Source organism: Fibrobacter succinogenes (assembly GCF_902779965.1).
Taxonomy (GTDB): domain Bacteria; phylum Fibrobacterota; class Fibrobacteria; order Fibrobacterales; family Fibrobacteraceae; genus Fibrobacter; species Fibrobacter succinogenes_F.
On the sequence record NZ_CACZDK010000036.1, the window covers coordinates 41,921 to 57,667 of the forward strand.

The 15,747-nt window shown below is 43.5% G+C and carries 13 protein-coding genes; 12 read left to right on the forward strand and 1 reads right to left on the reverse strand.

Annotation, left to right across the window (positions count from 1 at the left end):
- Nucleotides 1-54 precede the first annotated feature (54 nt).
- The 9 genes from HUF13_RS14365 to HUF13_RS14405 all read left to right on the forward strand — a co-directional run bounded on the left by HUF13_RS14365 (nt 55) and on the right by HUF13_RS14405 (nt 11,194).
- Complete coding sequence (locus tag HUF13_RS14365; RefSeq protein WP_304039223.1) at nt 55-2,763, forward strand: CotH kinase family protein; 2,709 nt, start codon at nt 55-57, stop codon at nt 2,761-2,763.
- A gap of 87 nt (nt 2,764-2,850) precedes the next feature.
- Nucleotides 2,851-4,221 (forward strand): nucleotide sugar dehydrogenase, encoded by a 1,371-nt coding sequence (locus HUF13_RS14370; RefSeq protein ID WP_173475770.1) that lies wholly within the window; start codon nt 2,851-2,853, stop codon nt 4,219-4,221.
- A 3-nt stretch (nt 4,222-4,224) separates the two neighbouring features.
- A complete protein-coding gene (locus HUF13_RS14375; protein ID WP_173475771.1) occupies nt 4,225-5,208 on the forward strand; it encodes an NAD(P)-dependent oxidoreductase in 984 nt (327 codons plus the stop codon).
- Nucleotides 5,205-6,125, forward strand: coding sequence for a glycosyltransferase family 2 protein (locus tag HUF13_RS14380; protein ID WP_173475772.1), 921 nt, complete (start codon nt 5,205-5,207; stop codon nt 6,123-6,125). The genes HUF13_RS14375 and HUF13_RS14380 overlap by 4 nt, the downstream gene beginning before the upstream one ends.
- Before the next feature lie 7 nt (nt 6,126-6,132).
- Nucleotides 6,133-7,227, forward strand: a complete 1,095-nt coding sequence (locus HUF13_RS14385; RefSeq protein WP_173475773.1) for a glycosyltransferase — start codon at nt 6,133-6,135, stop codon at nt 7,225-7,227.
- Nucleotides 7,228-7,229: 2 nt separating this feature from the next.
- Nucleotides 7,230-8,327 (forward strand): EpsG family protein, encoded by a 1,098-nt coding sequence (locus tag HUF13_RS14390; protein ID WP_173475774.1) that lies wholly within the window; start codon nt 7,230-7,232, stop codon nt 8,325-8,327.
- Nucleotide 8,328: 1 nt separating this feature from the next.
- Nucleotides 8,329-9,315 (forward strand): Stealth CR1 domain-containing protein, encoded by a 987-nt coding sequence (locus HUF13_RS14395; protein WP_173475775.1) that lies wholly within the window; start codon nt 8,329-8,331, stop codon nt 9,313-9,315.
- Nucleotides 9,316-10,209, forward strand: coding sequence for a glycosyltransferase family 2 protein (locus HUF13_RS14400; protein WP_173475776.1), 894 nt, complete (start codon nt 9,316-9,318; stop codon nt 10,207-10,209).
- A 94-nt stretch (nt 10,210-10,303) separates the two neighbouring features.
- Nucleotides 10,304-11,194 carry an endonuclease/exonuclease/phosphatase family protein gene (locus tag HUF13_RS14405; RefSeq protein WP_173475777.1) on the forward strand — a complete coding sequence of 297 codons (891 nt, stop codon included), beginning with the start codon at nt 10,304-10,306 and terminating at the stop codon, nt 11,192-11,194.
- Here HUF13_RS14405 and HUF13_RS14410 read toward each other — a convergent pair.
- Nucleotides 11,173-12,939: a glycosyltransferase gene (locus HUF13_RS14410; protein WP_173475778.1), complete on the reverse strand. Its 1,767-nt coding sequence runs from the start codon at nt 12,937-12,939 to the stop codon at nt 11,173-11,175. The two genes, HUF13_RS14405 and HUF13_RS14410, sit on opposite strands and share 22 nt — an antisense overlap.
- A 132-nt stretch (nt 12,940-13,071) precedes the next feature.
- Here HUF13_RS14410 and aepX point away from each other — a divergent pair, with 132 nt between their 5' ends.
- From aepX to HUF13_RS14425, 3 genes are all read left to right on the forward strand, one after another.
- Nucleotides 13,072-14,382, forward strand: a complete 1,311-nt coding sequence (gene aepX, locus HUF13_RS14415) for a phosphoenolpyruvate mutase (RefSeq protein WP_173475779.1) — start codon at nt 13,072-13,074, stop codon at nt 14,380-14,382.
- A gap of 2 nt (nt 14,383-14,384) precedes the next feature.
- Complete coding sequence (gene aepY / locus HUF13_RS14420; RefSeq protein ID WP_173475780.1) at nt 14,385-15,512, forward strand: phosphonopyruvate decarboxylase; 1,128 nt, start codon at nt 14,385-14,387, stop codon at nt 15,510-15,512.
- Nucleotides 15,513-15,514: 2 nt separating this feature from the next.
- Nucleotides 15,515-15,747, forward strand: a 233-nt coding sequence (locus HUF13_RS14425; RefSeq protein ID WP_173475781.1) for a metallophosphoesterase, incomplete at its 3' end; no start/stop codon positions are given.

The window sequence follows — 15,747 nt, forward strand, 5'->3', positions numbered from 1 at the left end:
TGTTTTGCTAAAATCAGTAGAGCCATAGGTTCAATTTTCTTTGTTGCGCTGGTTTTGTCGGCGTGTTCTGACGATAATCCAAGTTCGTTGAATTTTGATCTGGGGAGTAGTTCTTCTGCAAATGGTAATGCAGATGGCGTGAACCTCCCGTTTGTTGGCGGCCCTGTGATTTTCACTGAGGTTGATCCGATTAACATTGATTACAAGGATCACGAAGGCGATGACGCCGGTTGGGTAGAATTATTCAATGCTTCTGCTGATACAGTGAATTTGTCTGGAATGTACTTAACGGACTCGCAAGAGAATCCGTTTAAGTGGAAACTGGGCAACGTGAAAATTGCACCGAATTCGTTTTTGGTCATTTTCTTGTCGGGGAAGAATTATCCCGATTACGTGATGCCGCATGATTCGATGGATATGATTGGGCCTGGTTGTTGGACATGGACGGATGCGAAAAGCGATCCGCCGGGATACAGCTATGCCGATCCGTTGCCGGGATACAAGAAAAATTGCTTTAGTGAAAATGGTAAGCGCCGCATAGGCTCGGTGATGAAGTTGGGCGAAAACGAGGAACTTGGGTGGGCGTCTATTTCGCTTTTTGTAGGGACGGGGAGTTCCGACCCTTCGGATGTGCTAGATATTTCGGCGGCAAATGAAATTTTGATGCAGGCGTATATTACAAAGGGCCGCAAGGTTTCTGTGCGCTTGGCGCAGCCCGACATTGATGATTGGAAAGGTTACGAAATGATTCTTGAAGGGACGGGGGATTCTTCGACGGTTTACCGCATGGCTCTCCCGACGGGCTCTACGTTTCCTGATTTGGCGAACATTTATGGGACGCGATTTAGCCCCGATGCGAATGAATCGCAAGAAGTGACTCTTAAGGTTTTCAGCTACATTGCACGGAACCGTGGCCATGAACCGCATGCGGGTTTCAAGCTTTCGAAAAAGGGAGGCTCGCTTTACCTGGTGAATGCTGACACCGCAATTGTGGATTCTGTGGCTTATCCGGAGTTGCCTCTAGGAAAAACATGGAACAACGCGAATGGCTGGGGCTATGCCGACCCTTCGCCATATGGCAATACGGAAAGCGGGCTGACATTCACTCGTGAAGAAAATATCGACACCTTGCTATTCCCGCCTTCGGGATTTTATACGGAACCATTTGTTCTAAATCTTGAAAGTACGAATAATGCCGTGTGCGAAACTGGCGGAAAATTGCCATCGGAACAGACGCCATTTCAGAAGAATATTTTAATCGACAAGACGACGGTAATACGCTGTGCAAAAATTGCTCCGCAAAGCCTCCCGAGCGACGTGGTGACGCGTACTTACGTTTTCGAGAGTGCGCCTGCAGTGCCTGCGGTATTCCTTTCTGCTGACCCGAATTCGCTTTTTGACCCGGATACTGGAATTTATGTGGAAGGTCCGTATGCGCAGAGCAAGGAACCTCATTACGGGGCCAATTACTGGCTCGACAAGGAAATTCCCATGACGGTGGAGTTGATGGAGCCGGGGACGAGTACGCCTGCGTTTGCGAAGAATGCAGGGCTCAAGATTTTTGGCAATTACAGTAGGCAAAAAGACAAAAAGTCGGTGGCGATCACGTTCCGTGAAAAGTATGGCGATTCACACCTGAATTATCCGCTGTTCCCTGAATTCCCGGAGCTGAATAAGTTCAAGGTGTTCTTGTTACGCAATAACGGGAGCAACTGCGGAAACGATTACATTCGCGACCGATTGGCAAGTTCCGTGAGTGAAGGGCTTGGCGTCGATTACCAGCGCGGGCGATTCGCAGTCGTGTATTATAACGGCGAATATTTCGGTATCCACAGCATTCGTGAGCGCTCAACGGCAGACTATTTTGAAACACATTATGGGCTTGATCCAGATAAAATAGATTTGCTCAAGGCCAATAATGAGGTGTCGGCGGGCTCGGCTGTCGATTACGTCGCGTTGATGGAGTGGCTGGAGTCAAACAATCTGGATGACGAAGAAAACTATGCTTACATCGCATCGCAAATAGATGTTGACAATTTCATCAATTACATGCATACGGAAATTTTTGCAAATAACCGCGACTGGCCGGCGAATAATCTCAAGAAGTGGCGCAGCACAAGTCCCAAAGCGCCGTGGAAATGGTTCCTGTATGATCTTGATTTTGGTTTTGGGAATGATTACAGCAAATATACGAATAACATATTTGAATTTGCTGCGGCAGAAGATGGGGATTCGTGGCCGAATGGGCCTGAATTTACGTTGTTGCTTCGGCGATTGCTCGAAAATGAAGATTTCAAGGCGGCGTTTATCAACCGAATGGCGGTGCTGTTGCAGATGAATTTTGAAAGTTCGCGGGTGCTTGCACGTATCGAGAATATGATGGCTGAAATCCAGTCGGAAATTCCTCGCGACCAAAAACGCTGGGGACTGAACGCTTCGAAAATGACAAAACAGCTCAACGCCATCAAGAATTTTGCGATGAATCGCCCTAAAGTCGTTTACGATGAATTGCAGGAATTTTTCGCATTGGGCAAAAAGGCTACTGTAACCTTATCTGTAAATGGTTTTGGCCGGATTCTAGTGCATAATCTCCCTGTAGATGAGAAGAAAATGACTGTGAATTTCTTTACGGGATTCCCTGTGTTGCTCAGCGCGGAGCCTCTTGCAGGAACTGTTTTTGTAGGTTGGAGTGATGGTGAAACAAACTCTACGCGGGTGATTCTGCCTGAAAGTGTCAGTGAAGTTACGGCTCTCTTTAAATAAGCCAAATAGCGCTGAAACCTTATAAATAGCCTATGTTTTAGATGTGAGGCTTATCATGCTGCGTTGTAATTGCTATCTTGTAGTATCATGAGTTTCGAAACTAAAATTGTTTGCATTGGTGCCGGCTACGTTGGTGGACCGACCATGACTGTTATCGCCGATAAGTGCCCCGATGTTAAGGTTACCGTTGTTGATATAAACCAATCGCGCATTGATGCCTGGAATAGCGAAAATCTTCCGATTTTTGAACCCGGCCTAGATGATGTTGTGAAGCGCGCTCGTGGCCGTAACCTGTTCTTCAGCACCGATATTCCCGCAGCCATTAAGGAAGCCGACATTATTTTCGTGTCCGTCAATACTCCGACGAAAACGTTTGGGCATGGCGCGGGCAAGGCGTCCGACCTCCAGTATTGGGAAAAGACCGCTCGCAACATTTTGGAAATTGCAGACGAAGGCAAGATTATCGTCGAAAAGTCTACGCTCCCAGTCCGCACTGCGGCTGCCATGGAACGCATTTTGAATTCGAACGACAAGGGCCTTCACTTTGAAGTGCTTTCGAACCCGGAATTCCTTGCAGAAGGTACGGCTATCAACGACTTGTTTGAACCGGACCGTGTGCTCATAGGTTCGCATCAGACGGAATCAGGCCTTGCGGCTTGCCAGAAACTTGTGGACGTCTATGCGCATTGGGTTCCGCGTGACCGCATTTTGACAACGAACCTTTGGAGTTCCGAACTTACGAAGCTTACGGCAAATGCCTTCCTCGCTCAGCGCATCAGTTCTATCAACTCGATTAGCGCCCTCTGCGAACGCACCGGTGCAGACGTTGATGAAGTCGCTTACGTGATGGGCAAGGACCGCCGCATCGGTTCCAAGTTCCTTAAGGCATCCATCGGTTTTGGTGGTAGCTGCTTCAAAAAAGATATTTTGAATCTTGTGTATCTTTGTGGCTATTACGGTTTGCCGGAAGTGGCGGCTTACTGGGAAAGCGTCGTGAAGATTAACGAGTGGCAGACGCACCGCGTGGTGGACCGCATGCTCGAAACGATGTTCAATACGATTGCCGGCAAGAAAATTGCCGTGTTCGGTTTTGCGTTCAAGGCAAATACGGGCGATACCCGTGAAAGCCCCGCAAACCTCGTTGTGCGCGATTTGCTCGCCGAACATGCTCTGCCTGTTGTGACCGACCCGAAGGCAATCCCCGATGCTAAGCGCGACCTCAAGGATGTGATTGACCGAGTGGCATTCGAGGAAGACCCATACAAGGCTGCCGAAGGCGCTCATGCCGTCGTAGTTTGCACTGAATGGAAGTGCTTTGCAGAACTCGACTGGAAGCGTATTTACAGCTCGATGGCAAAGCCTGCATTTGTATTTGATGGCCGCAATATTTTGGATGCTGACGCACTGAGAAAGATCGGATTCGAAGTGACTAGCATTGGTAAAGGCAAGGCGGAATAAGGAATGTTTGACTCTTTTGTAATCTTCGGAGGAATTGGGTTTATTGGAACGCATATGCTTCGGTTACTTCGGGAAAAGTATCCGAATGCTAAAGTGTATGTTGCGGATTTACTTGCAGATCCTTCTATGGATCAAAAAGATGCGGCCGTCTCTTATCAAAAAGTCGATGTCCGTAAACCGATTGAAATGCAAGGCGAATTTGGCAAGAATACTCTTGTATTTAATTTTGCTGCAATACATCGTACGCCGGGGCATCCGGACCACGCTTATTATGAGACTAACATCCGTGGTGCGGAGAACGTTTGCGAATTTGCGCGCAAGTATGGTATTGAAAATATTGTGTTTACTAGCAGCATCGCTACGTATGGAGCCGCTGAGGAATTGAAAACGGAGGATACACTCCCTACTCCTAATACACCGTATGGAATTGCCAAACTTGTTGCTGAAAAAACGCATGAAGAATGGGCTGCGGAAAATTCAAACCATAGACTATCCATTGTTCGTCCGGGAATTGTGTTTGGTACCGGCGAAAATGGTAATATGACTCGCCTGTACAAAGGCTTGAAAAGTCATAAGTTTGCTTATGCCGGTCGCAAGGATACAATCAAAGCTTGCATTTATGTGAAAAATCTTGTTCGCGTCATGCTTGAAATGGCTGAAAACAGGAATGCCGAAAAGGTACAACTTTTCAACTGCTGCTATTATCCGTCTTTTACTATTGAACAAATTTGTCATGCAATGATGGTGGCTACGGGAATGAAACGGTTTATTCCATTTATTCCTAAAAAGCCAATGATGATGGTGGCTTCCGTTTGTGGGCTTATGGGTGGACTTGGGTTAGGCATATGCCCTGCTCGTGTAAAAAAATTGATGATTAGTACAAATGTTGATGGAAAAAAACTCTCGCAGAGTTATTCATTGAAGTATTCATTGGAAGAAGCTTTCAAGGATTGGTTCAAGGACTGCGATGAGAAGGTCCTTGAATGAAAGTCAGTGTTGTAATTCCAACCTTAAATGCTGAGCGCTATATAGGCGCTCTTTTAGAACGTCTTTTTTCTCAGACAGTCAAATTCAATGAGATTATTGTTGCTGACTCAGAGTCTACAGACAAGACTGTTGAAATTTCAAGTTCGTTTGCTGGAGTGACTGTTTTTAATGTTGAACGGAAAAAATTCAACCATGGTGGAACTCGCGATTGGGCACTTCAGAAGACTACTGGTGATATTGTCCTTTTCTTGACGCAAGACGTATTGCCTGTAGATGAATGCTATGCGGAACGTTTAATTGCTCCTTTTGCGGAAGATGATCGTATTGCAATGTCTAGTGGTCGGCAGATTGCAAGACATGATGCTCCCTTGATCGAAAAGTTGAATCGAGAATTCAACTATTCGGAACGAGTCTTTGTCCGTGATAAGGATGATTTGCCTCGTTTGGGAGTTAAAACGTTTTTTTCTTCGGATTGCTGCTCTGCGTATCGTCGTTCTGCTTATGATGCTATAGGTGGCTTTGATAAGGATATCCTTGTGAATGAGGATATGAAAATTGCCGCCCAATTTATTTTTGCAGGTTATAAAATTGCGTATGTTGGAACTGCTGGAGTTTATCATTCCCATAATTATTCGTTAAGGCAGCAATTTGCTCGAAATTTTGATGTCGGCGCATTCATGAAGATGAATGAAGATTTATTTTCAAATGTGTCTGCCGTATCTGAGGGCATGAAAATGGTAAAATGGATTCTTTCTCGTTTAGCAAAAAAAGGCCATTTTATTTTATGCCTTTATTATGTCTTGGAATGCGCTACAAAGCTTTTGGCGAATAAGTTAGGAGCAAGGTATAAAAGCCTGTCAAAGAAGAATAGAATTCGTTTTGCTTCGTGTAAAAATTATTGGAGAACGCACGAATAGGTTGTTTATGCGAATTTTGTTTTTGACTCCTTATGTACCTAGTGATAGGGCTGGTGGAGAAAAGTTCACCAGATTGTTACTTGAGGACTTGTCAAGGGAAAACCAAGTGGATTTGGTTTATTATAAGTATTCCTTTGACAAAGATTATGTCAGCCCGAATAAAAATATTCGCGTGTTAATGGTTTGCAAGAATTCGACGGCAGTGAAGCTTTGGAATAGTGCTAAGTATCCGTTGCTCCATCCAACATTTACCATTCGCTTCAGTTATAGACTGCTTCGTTTTTTGAAAAAGATTTGGAAATCGAATGCTTACGACTTGTTGTATTTAGATCATAGTCAGATGCTTTTATATGGAAAGTTTTTTCCTGAAGCGAAAAAGATTTTGATGTCTCATGATGTAATGGCTGAACGTTATGGACATAAAGAAAATTTGAATGCCAAAATTGTTCGTTATTCGGAAGGCTGTCTTATGCGCATGCCTAATTTGACCATATTCACGTTTAGCGAAAAAGATGTTGGCATTGTGAAAAGTGCGTATGGTTTAGAAGCGAAACATACGAATTTTTATCTAGATAATAGTATTGTTAAGGCGGTTCCGAAAAAAGTGGAGAACGTTTATGTCTTTTTTGGAAAGTGGAAGCGCCCTGATAATTTTGACGGTTTAAAATGGTTCTTTGATACGGTTTATCCTAGCCGTCCCAAGTCTGAACTATTCCGAATTATAGGAATCGGATTGCCTAAAGAATTTTCCGATTACATAAAAACGTTGCCCAATGTCCAGTACCTAGGCTTTGTTGACAATCCTTATGAGATTATTGCCAATTCGCGGGCTGTTATATCTCCTATTTTTTCGGGGGCAGGTGTTAAGGTTAAAGTTGTAGAATCCCTAGCCTGCGGAACGCCTGTTATTGGCAATGAGCTTGCTTTTGAAGGCATATCGCAGGAATTTTCAAGCTTCATGAAAAAGGCAAAAACGGAAGCGGATTATGGCAAAGTTATGAATTCGCTTTTGAACGATTGTGAAGAAAGAATTAAATTTAAGAAACTATTTTTTGAAAAGTATCAAAGCCAATCGATTCCCGTCTTTCTGAAAGAGCTGTAATCTTGTCTGCCTATATTATCACATTTACTATTTCAACGCTGCTTTTTTATGCGGCTTCCACGCTAGGCGATGCTAAGCAACGTTGGTTTGTTTTGTTTCTTGCTATTTTGCCGGTGGCCGTTGTTGCTGGTGTTCGTGATGACTGTATCGGAACAGATGTGATGGTGTATGGCAAGGACTGTTTTTTGGATGTCTATCAAAGCAGGTGGTATTCGGAAATAGATCTTTATTGGATGATTCGAATGGAACCGGGCTATTTGCTGTTGAATTATTTGGTAAGCCGGTTTACGGATAGCTATAATGTGTTCTTTGGCATCCTTATGGCATTGCAGATGTTCTTTGTGATGAAAACTCTGCTTGTTTTCAAGAATCGGATGCCCGTATGGATTGCTTTAGTCGTGTATTACTTATCGTACTATAATATCTCTTTGAATCAGATGAGACAGAGTCTTGCTTGTGCAATTGTTCTATACGCTTGCACTTTTGCTTATAAACGCAAGTTGTTGCCTTTTTTAATGACGGTCGCTTTTGCTTGCGCGTTTCATGTTTCTGCATTTGTTGCTTTTGCGATTTATCCGTTGTTCATTCTATTTCGGAATACCCGGTCTTATAAATTAATGTGGTCCATGGTGGCGATGGGTATTATTGCGTCGTTGTTAGTCCAAAAATCTATTGATGTTGTTCTTGCGGCTCTTGGATTAAATGCGGTTTTTGCTCATTATTTTAAAGATAGCACTCATGGTTTTTTTGTAACGAAGTTTTTGATATCGCTGCCAATCCCTATGTTGTTTTTTATTTATAGAAAAAAGTTCTTTAGGAAAGAAACGGTCTATTTGGCTTTTTCTTTAGTCGTGATGGTTGTTTCGACTCAGGCGCGAGAGCTAATCGGAAATGATGCTGAACGAATCATGACCTATTTCTTGATAACGCAAATTTTTGCATTGCCTTTTATTTGTGCTCATTTAAGTAAGGTAAAGCAGCGAGTTGTTGGGATATTTGGAATTGCATATTATTTTGCATATTGGTATTATATGTTCATATATAATGGATTCCAGGAAACATATCCTTATTCGTCGTATATATTAAAACAGTGGTTGTAAGATGAATGAAAAAATAGATTTTGTCCTGTTATGGGTTGATGGAAATGACCCTAGATGGCTTGAAGAAAAAACTAAATGGGATCCGAATGCACAAAAGGGGGAGGTCAACCGTTATCGAGATTGGGATAATTTAAAGTATTGGTTCCGTTCTATTGAAAAATGTACTCCTTGGGTTAGAAAGATTCATTTTGTTACTTGGGGACATTTACCACCTTTTTTAAATACGAAACATCCTAAATTAAATATTGTTAAGCATTCTGATTTTTTGCCTAATGAGGTTCTTCCTGTTTTTAGCTGTAACCCTTTAGAGCTGAATATGCACCGCATTGACGGGTTGTCTGATAAATTTGTTTTTTTTAATGATGATACGTTTATCTTGCAGTGTTTGCGCCCTGATTTTTTCTTTAAAAAGGGGATTCCTTGCGATCGGGCTGTTTTTAATGCATTAATACCTAGTGATGAGAATTCATTCTCTTTTCGAGCAAATGATATGACTCTTGTAAATAGGCATTTTAGTAAGGGAAGATGCCTTAGAAATCATTTTTTTAAATACTTTTCTTTGAAATATGGTTTTGATCTTTATAGAAATGTAGCTCTTTTGCCTTGGGGGCAGTTTACCGGATTTTATGATGATCACTTGCCGGTCGCTTACGATAAAAAAATATTGGAAGAGGTCTGGTCGAAAGAAAATCAATCATTGCTTCTGACTACTAAGAACAGGTTCCGAACAAAAGAAGATCTTACTCATTGGCTGTTCCGCTATTGGCAATTTGCTTCGGGAAAATTTATTCCCTGCAAAAAACGGGGAAAATTTGTGGAAATTAACGATAATACCATAGGGCAAATTGAAAAGCTGATTGTAGGTAGGAACGCGCCTATGGTTTGTCTAAATGATAGTGATTCAGATATAGATTTTGAATCTTTAAAAAAGCGTATTATAGATGCTTTTGAATGCATATTACCGCATAAATCAACTTTTGAAGTATAGATGTATAATTATTCAGTTGTAATCCCGCATAAGAATAATCCCGATTTGCTTAGGCGCTGTTTGGAATCTTTGCCTGTACGTGATGATTTACAGGTTATTATTGTTGATGATAACAGTGATGGTGACATTGTAGATTTTAAATCGTTTCCGGGATTGAATCAGCCAAATACATTGGTTGTTTTTGACAAGTCTGGGCTGGGTGCAGGACATGCTCGAAATGTGGGAATGGATTTGGCTGAAGGAAAATGGCTTGTTTTTTCAGATTGTGATGATTTTTTTGAAAAAAATATATTTGATGCCCAAATGGATGCGTTCAAGGATGATACTTGCGACCTTGTTTTTTTTAAGATAAATTACAGGGATTCGGAAACGTTGCAGTTGGCTGATTTTGAGCATAAGGCGAATTCTATTTTTGATTTGGCTAAAAAAGAAAACGATAACGGATATATTTTGTATAGACGGAATGCACCTTGGGCGAAGTTTATTTGCCGGGAACTTGTTGTGGCCAATCATGTATGCTTTGATGAAACTCGTTGGAGTAATGATGCCTGGTTTAGTACGCGGATCGCTTTGCTTGCTTCAAATGTTAAATATGTAAACTCTCGTCTTTATAATTATACATACAGAGAAAATTCCCTGATTAAGGCGTCTTCTTTGGAGGCTTTAATTTGCCGGCTTGATGTTGCGTTAAAATGCGAAGGCGAGTTGATTGGAAAAAGCTTGTCAAAATACAGGGCGAAACATGTGGAGTATTGGTTCTACTTGCTATTGAAAAAGTCCGTATGGATTGGAATTTGCAATTGTTTTCGTGTCTTGAAAGTTATAGGGTTTAAGAGCTTTGTTAGGGGATTTCTTTCGAACCTGAAAAGTGATGTGCTGAAAAGTAAATCCTAAAGGCTTGTTTTCGCACTTTTCTGATGGGCTATGCCTTTGGCATTGTTCAAAAAAGATTAAATTTTATAAAACTAAACTTTAAGAAGGTAAGAAAATGAAAAAGAAACTTATTTTTTTTCTTTTGTTTTGTAGCTCAATCATGAGCTTCTCCTTTGCAGAGACTGTTAATATCGCTACATGGAACATCCGTATCAATATAAAGAATGATTCTATTGCGGGAAATATTTGGGGTAATCGTAGCCGTGCGATTGTGGATATGGTCTTGTTCTATGATTTTGATTTTATGGGAGTCCAAGAAGACTATGAAAAAGAGTTGAATGAATTGAATGAAAAACTTCCTGATTATAAGAGAGTTGGTTTTCCCAATCATGAAAATGGATTTTTGGGCTCTTTCAATACCATTTTCTACAAGAAGGGACGTTTTGCCATTGTTGATAGTGGAATGTTCTATTTGTCTCCTGAAGAAGACAAACCGACTCTCGGATGGAATGCTAAATATATCCGTTCCTGCTCCTGGGCTAGGTTTAAGGAAATAGGGAAAAAGAAATACTATTTAGTTTTCAATACCCACACGGACTATGCTGGTGGTGAATCTGAACGTGAATCCACTAAGTTGTTGATAAAGAAAATCAATCTGCTATCAAAAAAATCAGATATTGTTCTATTGATGGGCGATCTTAATTTTAACCAACGTGGAGAGGGCTATAGAATATTGAATAACTCGGAAGTGATAAAGGATGCATATGATTTGACTTTGCTAAAAATGGCAAATAATGGAACATTTAATAAATTTGATCCAAACCACGTATCGAATGACCGAGTTGACCATATTTTTGTATCTCCTCAAGTTAGTGTGAGGAAATATGGAATATTGACTGAATCCTATTGGTATGAAAATAGCCAACGATTACCATCGGATCATTATCCGGTTTTTATCCAAATTGACAATGATGTCAAAAAAAGCTATAAATCAAAGCGGAAGTAGTTTCTACAGTTTTTAATATATAAGTCATTTTGGCTCTCAAAGACGTTTTGGTTTCTGAGGGCCGTTTTTTTAAGTGTAGAATCTAAAATTTCGTAAGGATGCGGATGCTTGTTTGGAACGTAGCAAACAGAAATGTTGTTTGCTCTTTCTATGAATGCAAGCCAAATGTCATCGGCTTTTAGGCATTGCTGAATGATTGTTGCTGATTGTAGGTAAGGCTTACTGAAATCGAATATTTTTGGGGGGTATAATACACCGCCTACACCAACAGAAAATGCGTTTTTATCACCCGTTTTTAATGTTTTTACTTCCTCGTCCCAAGTGTTATAAGGCATGCTTTCACCGTTTAGCCCGCGCGAAATTTGATGGACGCGTCTTGCGGAAACAGAGTTTGGATTTTTTAGGTATGACTTGTAGAGAGAGGATACGGTGTCCTTTGTGTAAATGACGTCATCATCTACGGTAATAATGGCCGCGTCAGGGTATTCTTGCATTGCATAGAAGTACTTTTTGTGTGGCTTGATGTCTTCACAAATATTACGAATGACAAGTCCCTTCTTTTGTAATTTTAAAACGTTTGTCGGTAATTCATTTAAAGTTACTGTTTTGTCTAAGTACAATACAACCTTATTGGGCTGCATGTCTTGGTTCAGCAAACTTTTTATGACTAGATGCAATGTTTTGAATCGTGCCGGATAACTTGTTAGTGAAATTATGATAGGCACTTTTCGGTCATTGACTTTGTTTAGATTTCTTGCTGGGGCTACCGTGTAATAAATGTTCCAAAATTTTGTGGCAAGCTTTTTCTTGTAATATGAGCCCTTGCATTTTATGAAGTCTTTCATGAAAAACGAGGGTGTCTTGAAAATCATTTTGAAAAGTAGTTTCCGGGCATCTTTTTTCTTGCCTTGTTCTTTGGCTGCTTTCCAACCTGCCTTGAAATCAAAGAAAAGAGTGCGCTTACGAGCTTTTCTAACGGTTGCATTAGGCTTGTAATACTTTTCTACTTCGTTATTCAGTTCTTCACTGGAATAGGCCCAACGGATTTTATTGTTCTCTGTAATGCCGGGACCACGGCGATACACAGACGAAATTACCGGATCAAAGTGGACTTTTCCCTTTGTCGAAAGGAATGCCCATAGGCTTGAATCAAATGCGGGTACGTCCAGTTTCTGATACTCAATAAGATATTTTCGTGGGTATAGGACAGATGCAGTGGGAAATCTCCGCTTTATCAAAAGCTCATCAAAGGATAGCTCGCATTCGGGATCGTTAGAAAATGGCTTGACAACGCCGTTTTTTGTAAATAGGGTATAACCGTTTTCTGCCGAGAGAGAATATTCGGAATGCTTCTCCAAGAATTCCACTTGTCTTTGTAGTTTTTTCGGATCTGTCCAATAGTCATCGCCTTCGCACATGGCGATGTATTTGCCAGTCAACATGGATGTGACGATTCGTGTGAAAGAACCGTCATTTTTTGACCACTGATTTTCAGTTTCGTATAGCGGTTTAATGATTTTAGGGTATTTGAATTCGTACTCTCGAATTATGTCGGCTGTGTGGTCAGAGCTTGCGTCGTCATGCACGCAAATTTCAAAAGGAAAGTCGGTTTGCTGAATTAAGAAACCCTCTAGGCACTGAGCAATGAACTCTTCTTGGTTGAATGTTGTGCAGCGGATGCTTACAAGCGGTGTCTCGTTTGTTGGCCAATGGGCTGTAATCTCTTCTTGCGTGCGATTGATCATATAGTCTATGTACTTTTTGGCGATAAATATATTTATCTGAGTGCAAATGGTCAATGTAGCTTCTATTTACGATGTTGGTTTCAACTTTTTTCTAAATTAGTGGCATAAAAAAAGATTTGTAAAAGGTGAAGCATGGCAAAGACTGTTTATCTAGGAATGATTGGGGATATTATGCATCCCGGTCTTATCAATATTATCAATGAGGGTGTCAAGTACGGTGATGTGATGATTGGGCTTTTTACGGATAAGGCGATTGCGACGCACAAGCGCCTCCCGTACCTGAACTACGAACAGCGCAAGAATGTCATCGAGAATATCAAGGGGGTTTCGAAGGTCGTTCCGCAAGATGAATGGAGTTATGTAGAAAACCTGAAAAAGTATAAGCCCGATTACATTATTCACGGCGATGATTGGCTCTACGGTCCGGATAAGTATATCCGTGACGAGGTATTCAAGGTTATGGAAGCCCAGGGGGGCAAGGTGATTGAAATCCCCTATACGCAGGGAATCACCTCGACAGGCCTCAAGAAGGAAATGGAATCACTAGGTACGACTCCGCAGGCGAGACTGTCTTCATTGCGCCGCCTAATTGCGGCAAAGCCGATTGTTCGTATTTTGGAATCACACAACGGCCTTACGGGCTTGATTGCTGAACATACGAGTGTTGAAATCAACGGCTGCGTCCGTGAATTCGACGGCATGTGGTCTTCTTCGCTGACGGACTCCACCAGCAAGGGCAAGCCGGATATCGAGGCGGTGGACCTCACGACCCGCCTGCACGACCTGAACGACACGCTGGAAGTCACGACCAAGCCGGTCATTTTTGATGGCGATACCGGTGGAAAGGTGGAACACTTCGGCTTTACGGTCCGCACACTCGAACGCCTCGGCATCTCTGCGGTTATTATCGAGGACAAGGTTGGCCTCAAGCAGAACTCCCTGTTTGGGACGGATGCTATCCAGACGCAGGACACTATCGAGGGCTTCTGCACCAAGATCCGTGCGGGCAAGGATGCCCAGATTACGAACGACTTTATGGTGATTTCCCGCTGCGAATCGCTCATTGCGGGCAAGTCCGTGGACGATGCTCTGGAACGCTGCCATGCCTACGTGGCAGCCGGTACCGACGGCATCATGATCCATTCCAAGGACAAGAGCGGCGAGGACATCAAGGAATTCTGCAAGCGCTTCCGCGAGAAGGATGCGCATACGCCGATTGTTGCAGTACCCACGACCTACAACCAGTTTACCGAAGAGGAATTGGCGACTTGGGGCATCAACATTGTCATCTATGCAAACCACATGCTTAGGTCTGCATACCCCGCCATGGTGAAGTGTGCGGAATCCATCCTGACGCACAGCCGTAGCCTCGAGGCGTCGGAGCAGTACTGCATGCCCATCAAGCAGATTTTGAACCTTATTCCCGGAACAATGAAGAAGTAGTCATGATCAGTCCTAAGTTTTTTATCGACACGCTAGCCTCTTACGGCATTGATTTTTTTGCGGGTGTACCCGATTCCCTGCTCAAGAATATCTGCGCCTATATCGCCGACAATAAGGATGCCAAGCACAACATTATTGCTGCGAACGAAGGTGCCGCTGTCGGGCTTGCCGCGGGTTACCACCTTGCTACGGGCAACATCGGTGTCGTGTACATGCAGAACTCGGGTGAAGGCAACATCATCAACCCGCTCGCCTCGCTTACAGACAAGGAAGTCTACAACATTCCCGTGCTGCTCCTCATTGGCTGGCGCGGACGCCCCGGCGTTCACGACGAGCCGCAGCACGTGAAGCAGGGCAAGGTCACGACCGGCATCCTCAACACGATGGGTGTGAACTTCGACGTGCTCAGCAAGGAAGAGGACAAGGCCGCGAAGCAGATTGCGAAGGCAGTCAAGACGATGAAGGAAACGGGCGAGGTCTACGCGCTTGTCATCGAGAAGGACACCTTTGAGGATTACAAGCTCCAGAGCGTCGAGAAGAACGATTTGACGATGAGCCGCGAAGAAGCCATCCAGACGGTGGCCGCAGCGCTTGGCGAAAAGGATGTCATTGTCTCTACGACGGGCATGATCAGCCGCGAACTCTTTGAATACCGCGCCCAGAAGGGCGAAGGCCACGAACGCGACTTTTTGACGGTGGGTTCCATGGGACACGCCTCGCAGATTGCGCTCGGCATCGCGATGGAAAAGAATGACCGCAAGGTTTGGTGCTTCGACGGTGACGGCGCGACCATCATGCACATGGGGTCCATGGCGATTGTCGCGAGCAAGTCCCCTGCAAATTACGTCCACGTGGTATTCAACAACGGCGCTCACGATTCTGTGGGCGGCCAGCCGACGGTTGGCCTCAAGATTGATATTCCCGCTGTGGCACGCGCTGTGGGTTACAAGGACGCCCTGACTGCCGATAGTAAGGAATCGCTCGCTGAAGCGCTGGGCAAGTTGCGCAGTATTGAAGGTCCCGTGCTCCTCGAAGTCAAGGTAAAGAAGGGCAACCGCAAGGATTTGGGCCGCCCGACGACAACACCCGTCGAGAACAAGAACGCTCTCATGGAGTTCCTGAGGAAATAAAAATGCGACTAGCGCTGTTGTCGGATATCCATGCGAATGTGACGGCTCTGAATGCGGTGTTCGAAGAAGTCGGACGTCGCCGTGTCGACAAGTTCGTGTTGCTGGGTGACCTGGTCAATTACGGCATGCGCCCGAACGAAACTGTGGACATGGTCCGTGAAATGGACGGTAAGTTTGTTGCGAAGATCTGGGGAAACCACGAAAAGGCGGTCATGGACAACGATACGACCCGTTT

Excerpts from the sequence above, each read along its gene's own strand:
- HUF13_RS14380 (WP_173475772.1), top strand. The coding sequence starts at position 5,205 with ATGAAAGTCAGTGTTGTAATTCCAACCTTAAATGCTGAGCGCTATATA.
- HUF13_RS14400 (WP_173475776.1), top strand. The coding sequence starts at position 9,316 with ATGTATAATTATTCAGTTGTAATCCCGCATAAGAATAATCCCGATTTG.
- HUF13_RS14410 (WP_173475778.1), bottom strand. The coding sequence starts at position 12,939 with ATGATCAATCGCACGCAAGAAGAGATTACAGCCCATTGGCCAACAAAC.
- HUF13_RS14370 (WP_173475770.1), top strand. The coding sequence starts at position 2,851 with ATGAGTTTCGAAACTAAAATTGTTTGCATTGGTGCCGGCTACGTTGGT.
- aepX (WP_173475779.1), top strand. The coding sequence starts at position 13,072 with ATGGCAAAGACTGTTTATCTAGGAATGATTGGGGATATTATGCATCCC.
- HUF13_RS14385 (WP_173475773.1), top strand. The coding sequence starts at position 6,133 with ATGCGAATTTTGTTTTTGACTCCTTATGTACCTAGTGATAGGGCTGGT.
- HUF13_RS14375 (WP_173475771.1), top strand. The coding sequence starts at position 4,225 with ATGTTTGACTCTTTTGTAATCTTCGGAGGAATTGGGTTTATTGGAACG.
- HUF13_RS14395 (WP_173475775.1), top strand. The coding sequence starts at position 8,329 with ATGAATGAAAAAATAGATTTTGTCCTGTTATGGGTTGATGGAAATGAC.
- aepY (WP_173475780.1), top strand. The coding sequence starts at position 14,385 with ATGATCAGTCCTAAGTTTTTTATCGACACGCTAGCCTCTTACGGCATT.
- HUF13_RS14405 (WP_173475777.1), top strand. The coding sequence starts at position 10,304 with ATGAAAAAGAAACTTATTTTTTTTCTTTTGTTTTGTAGCTCAATCATG.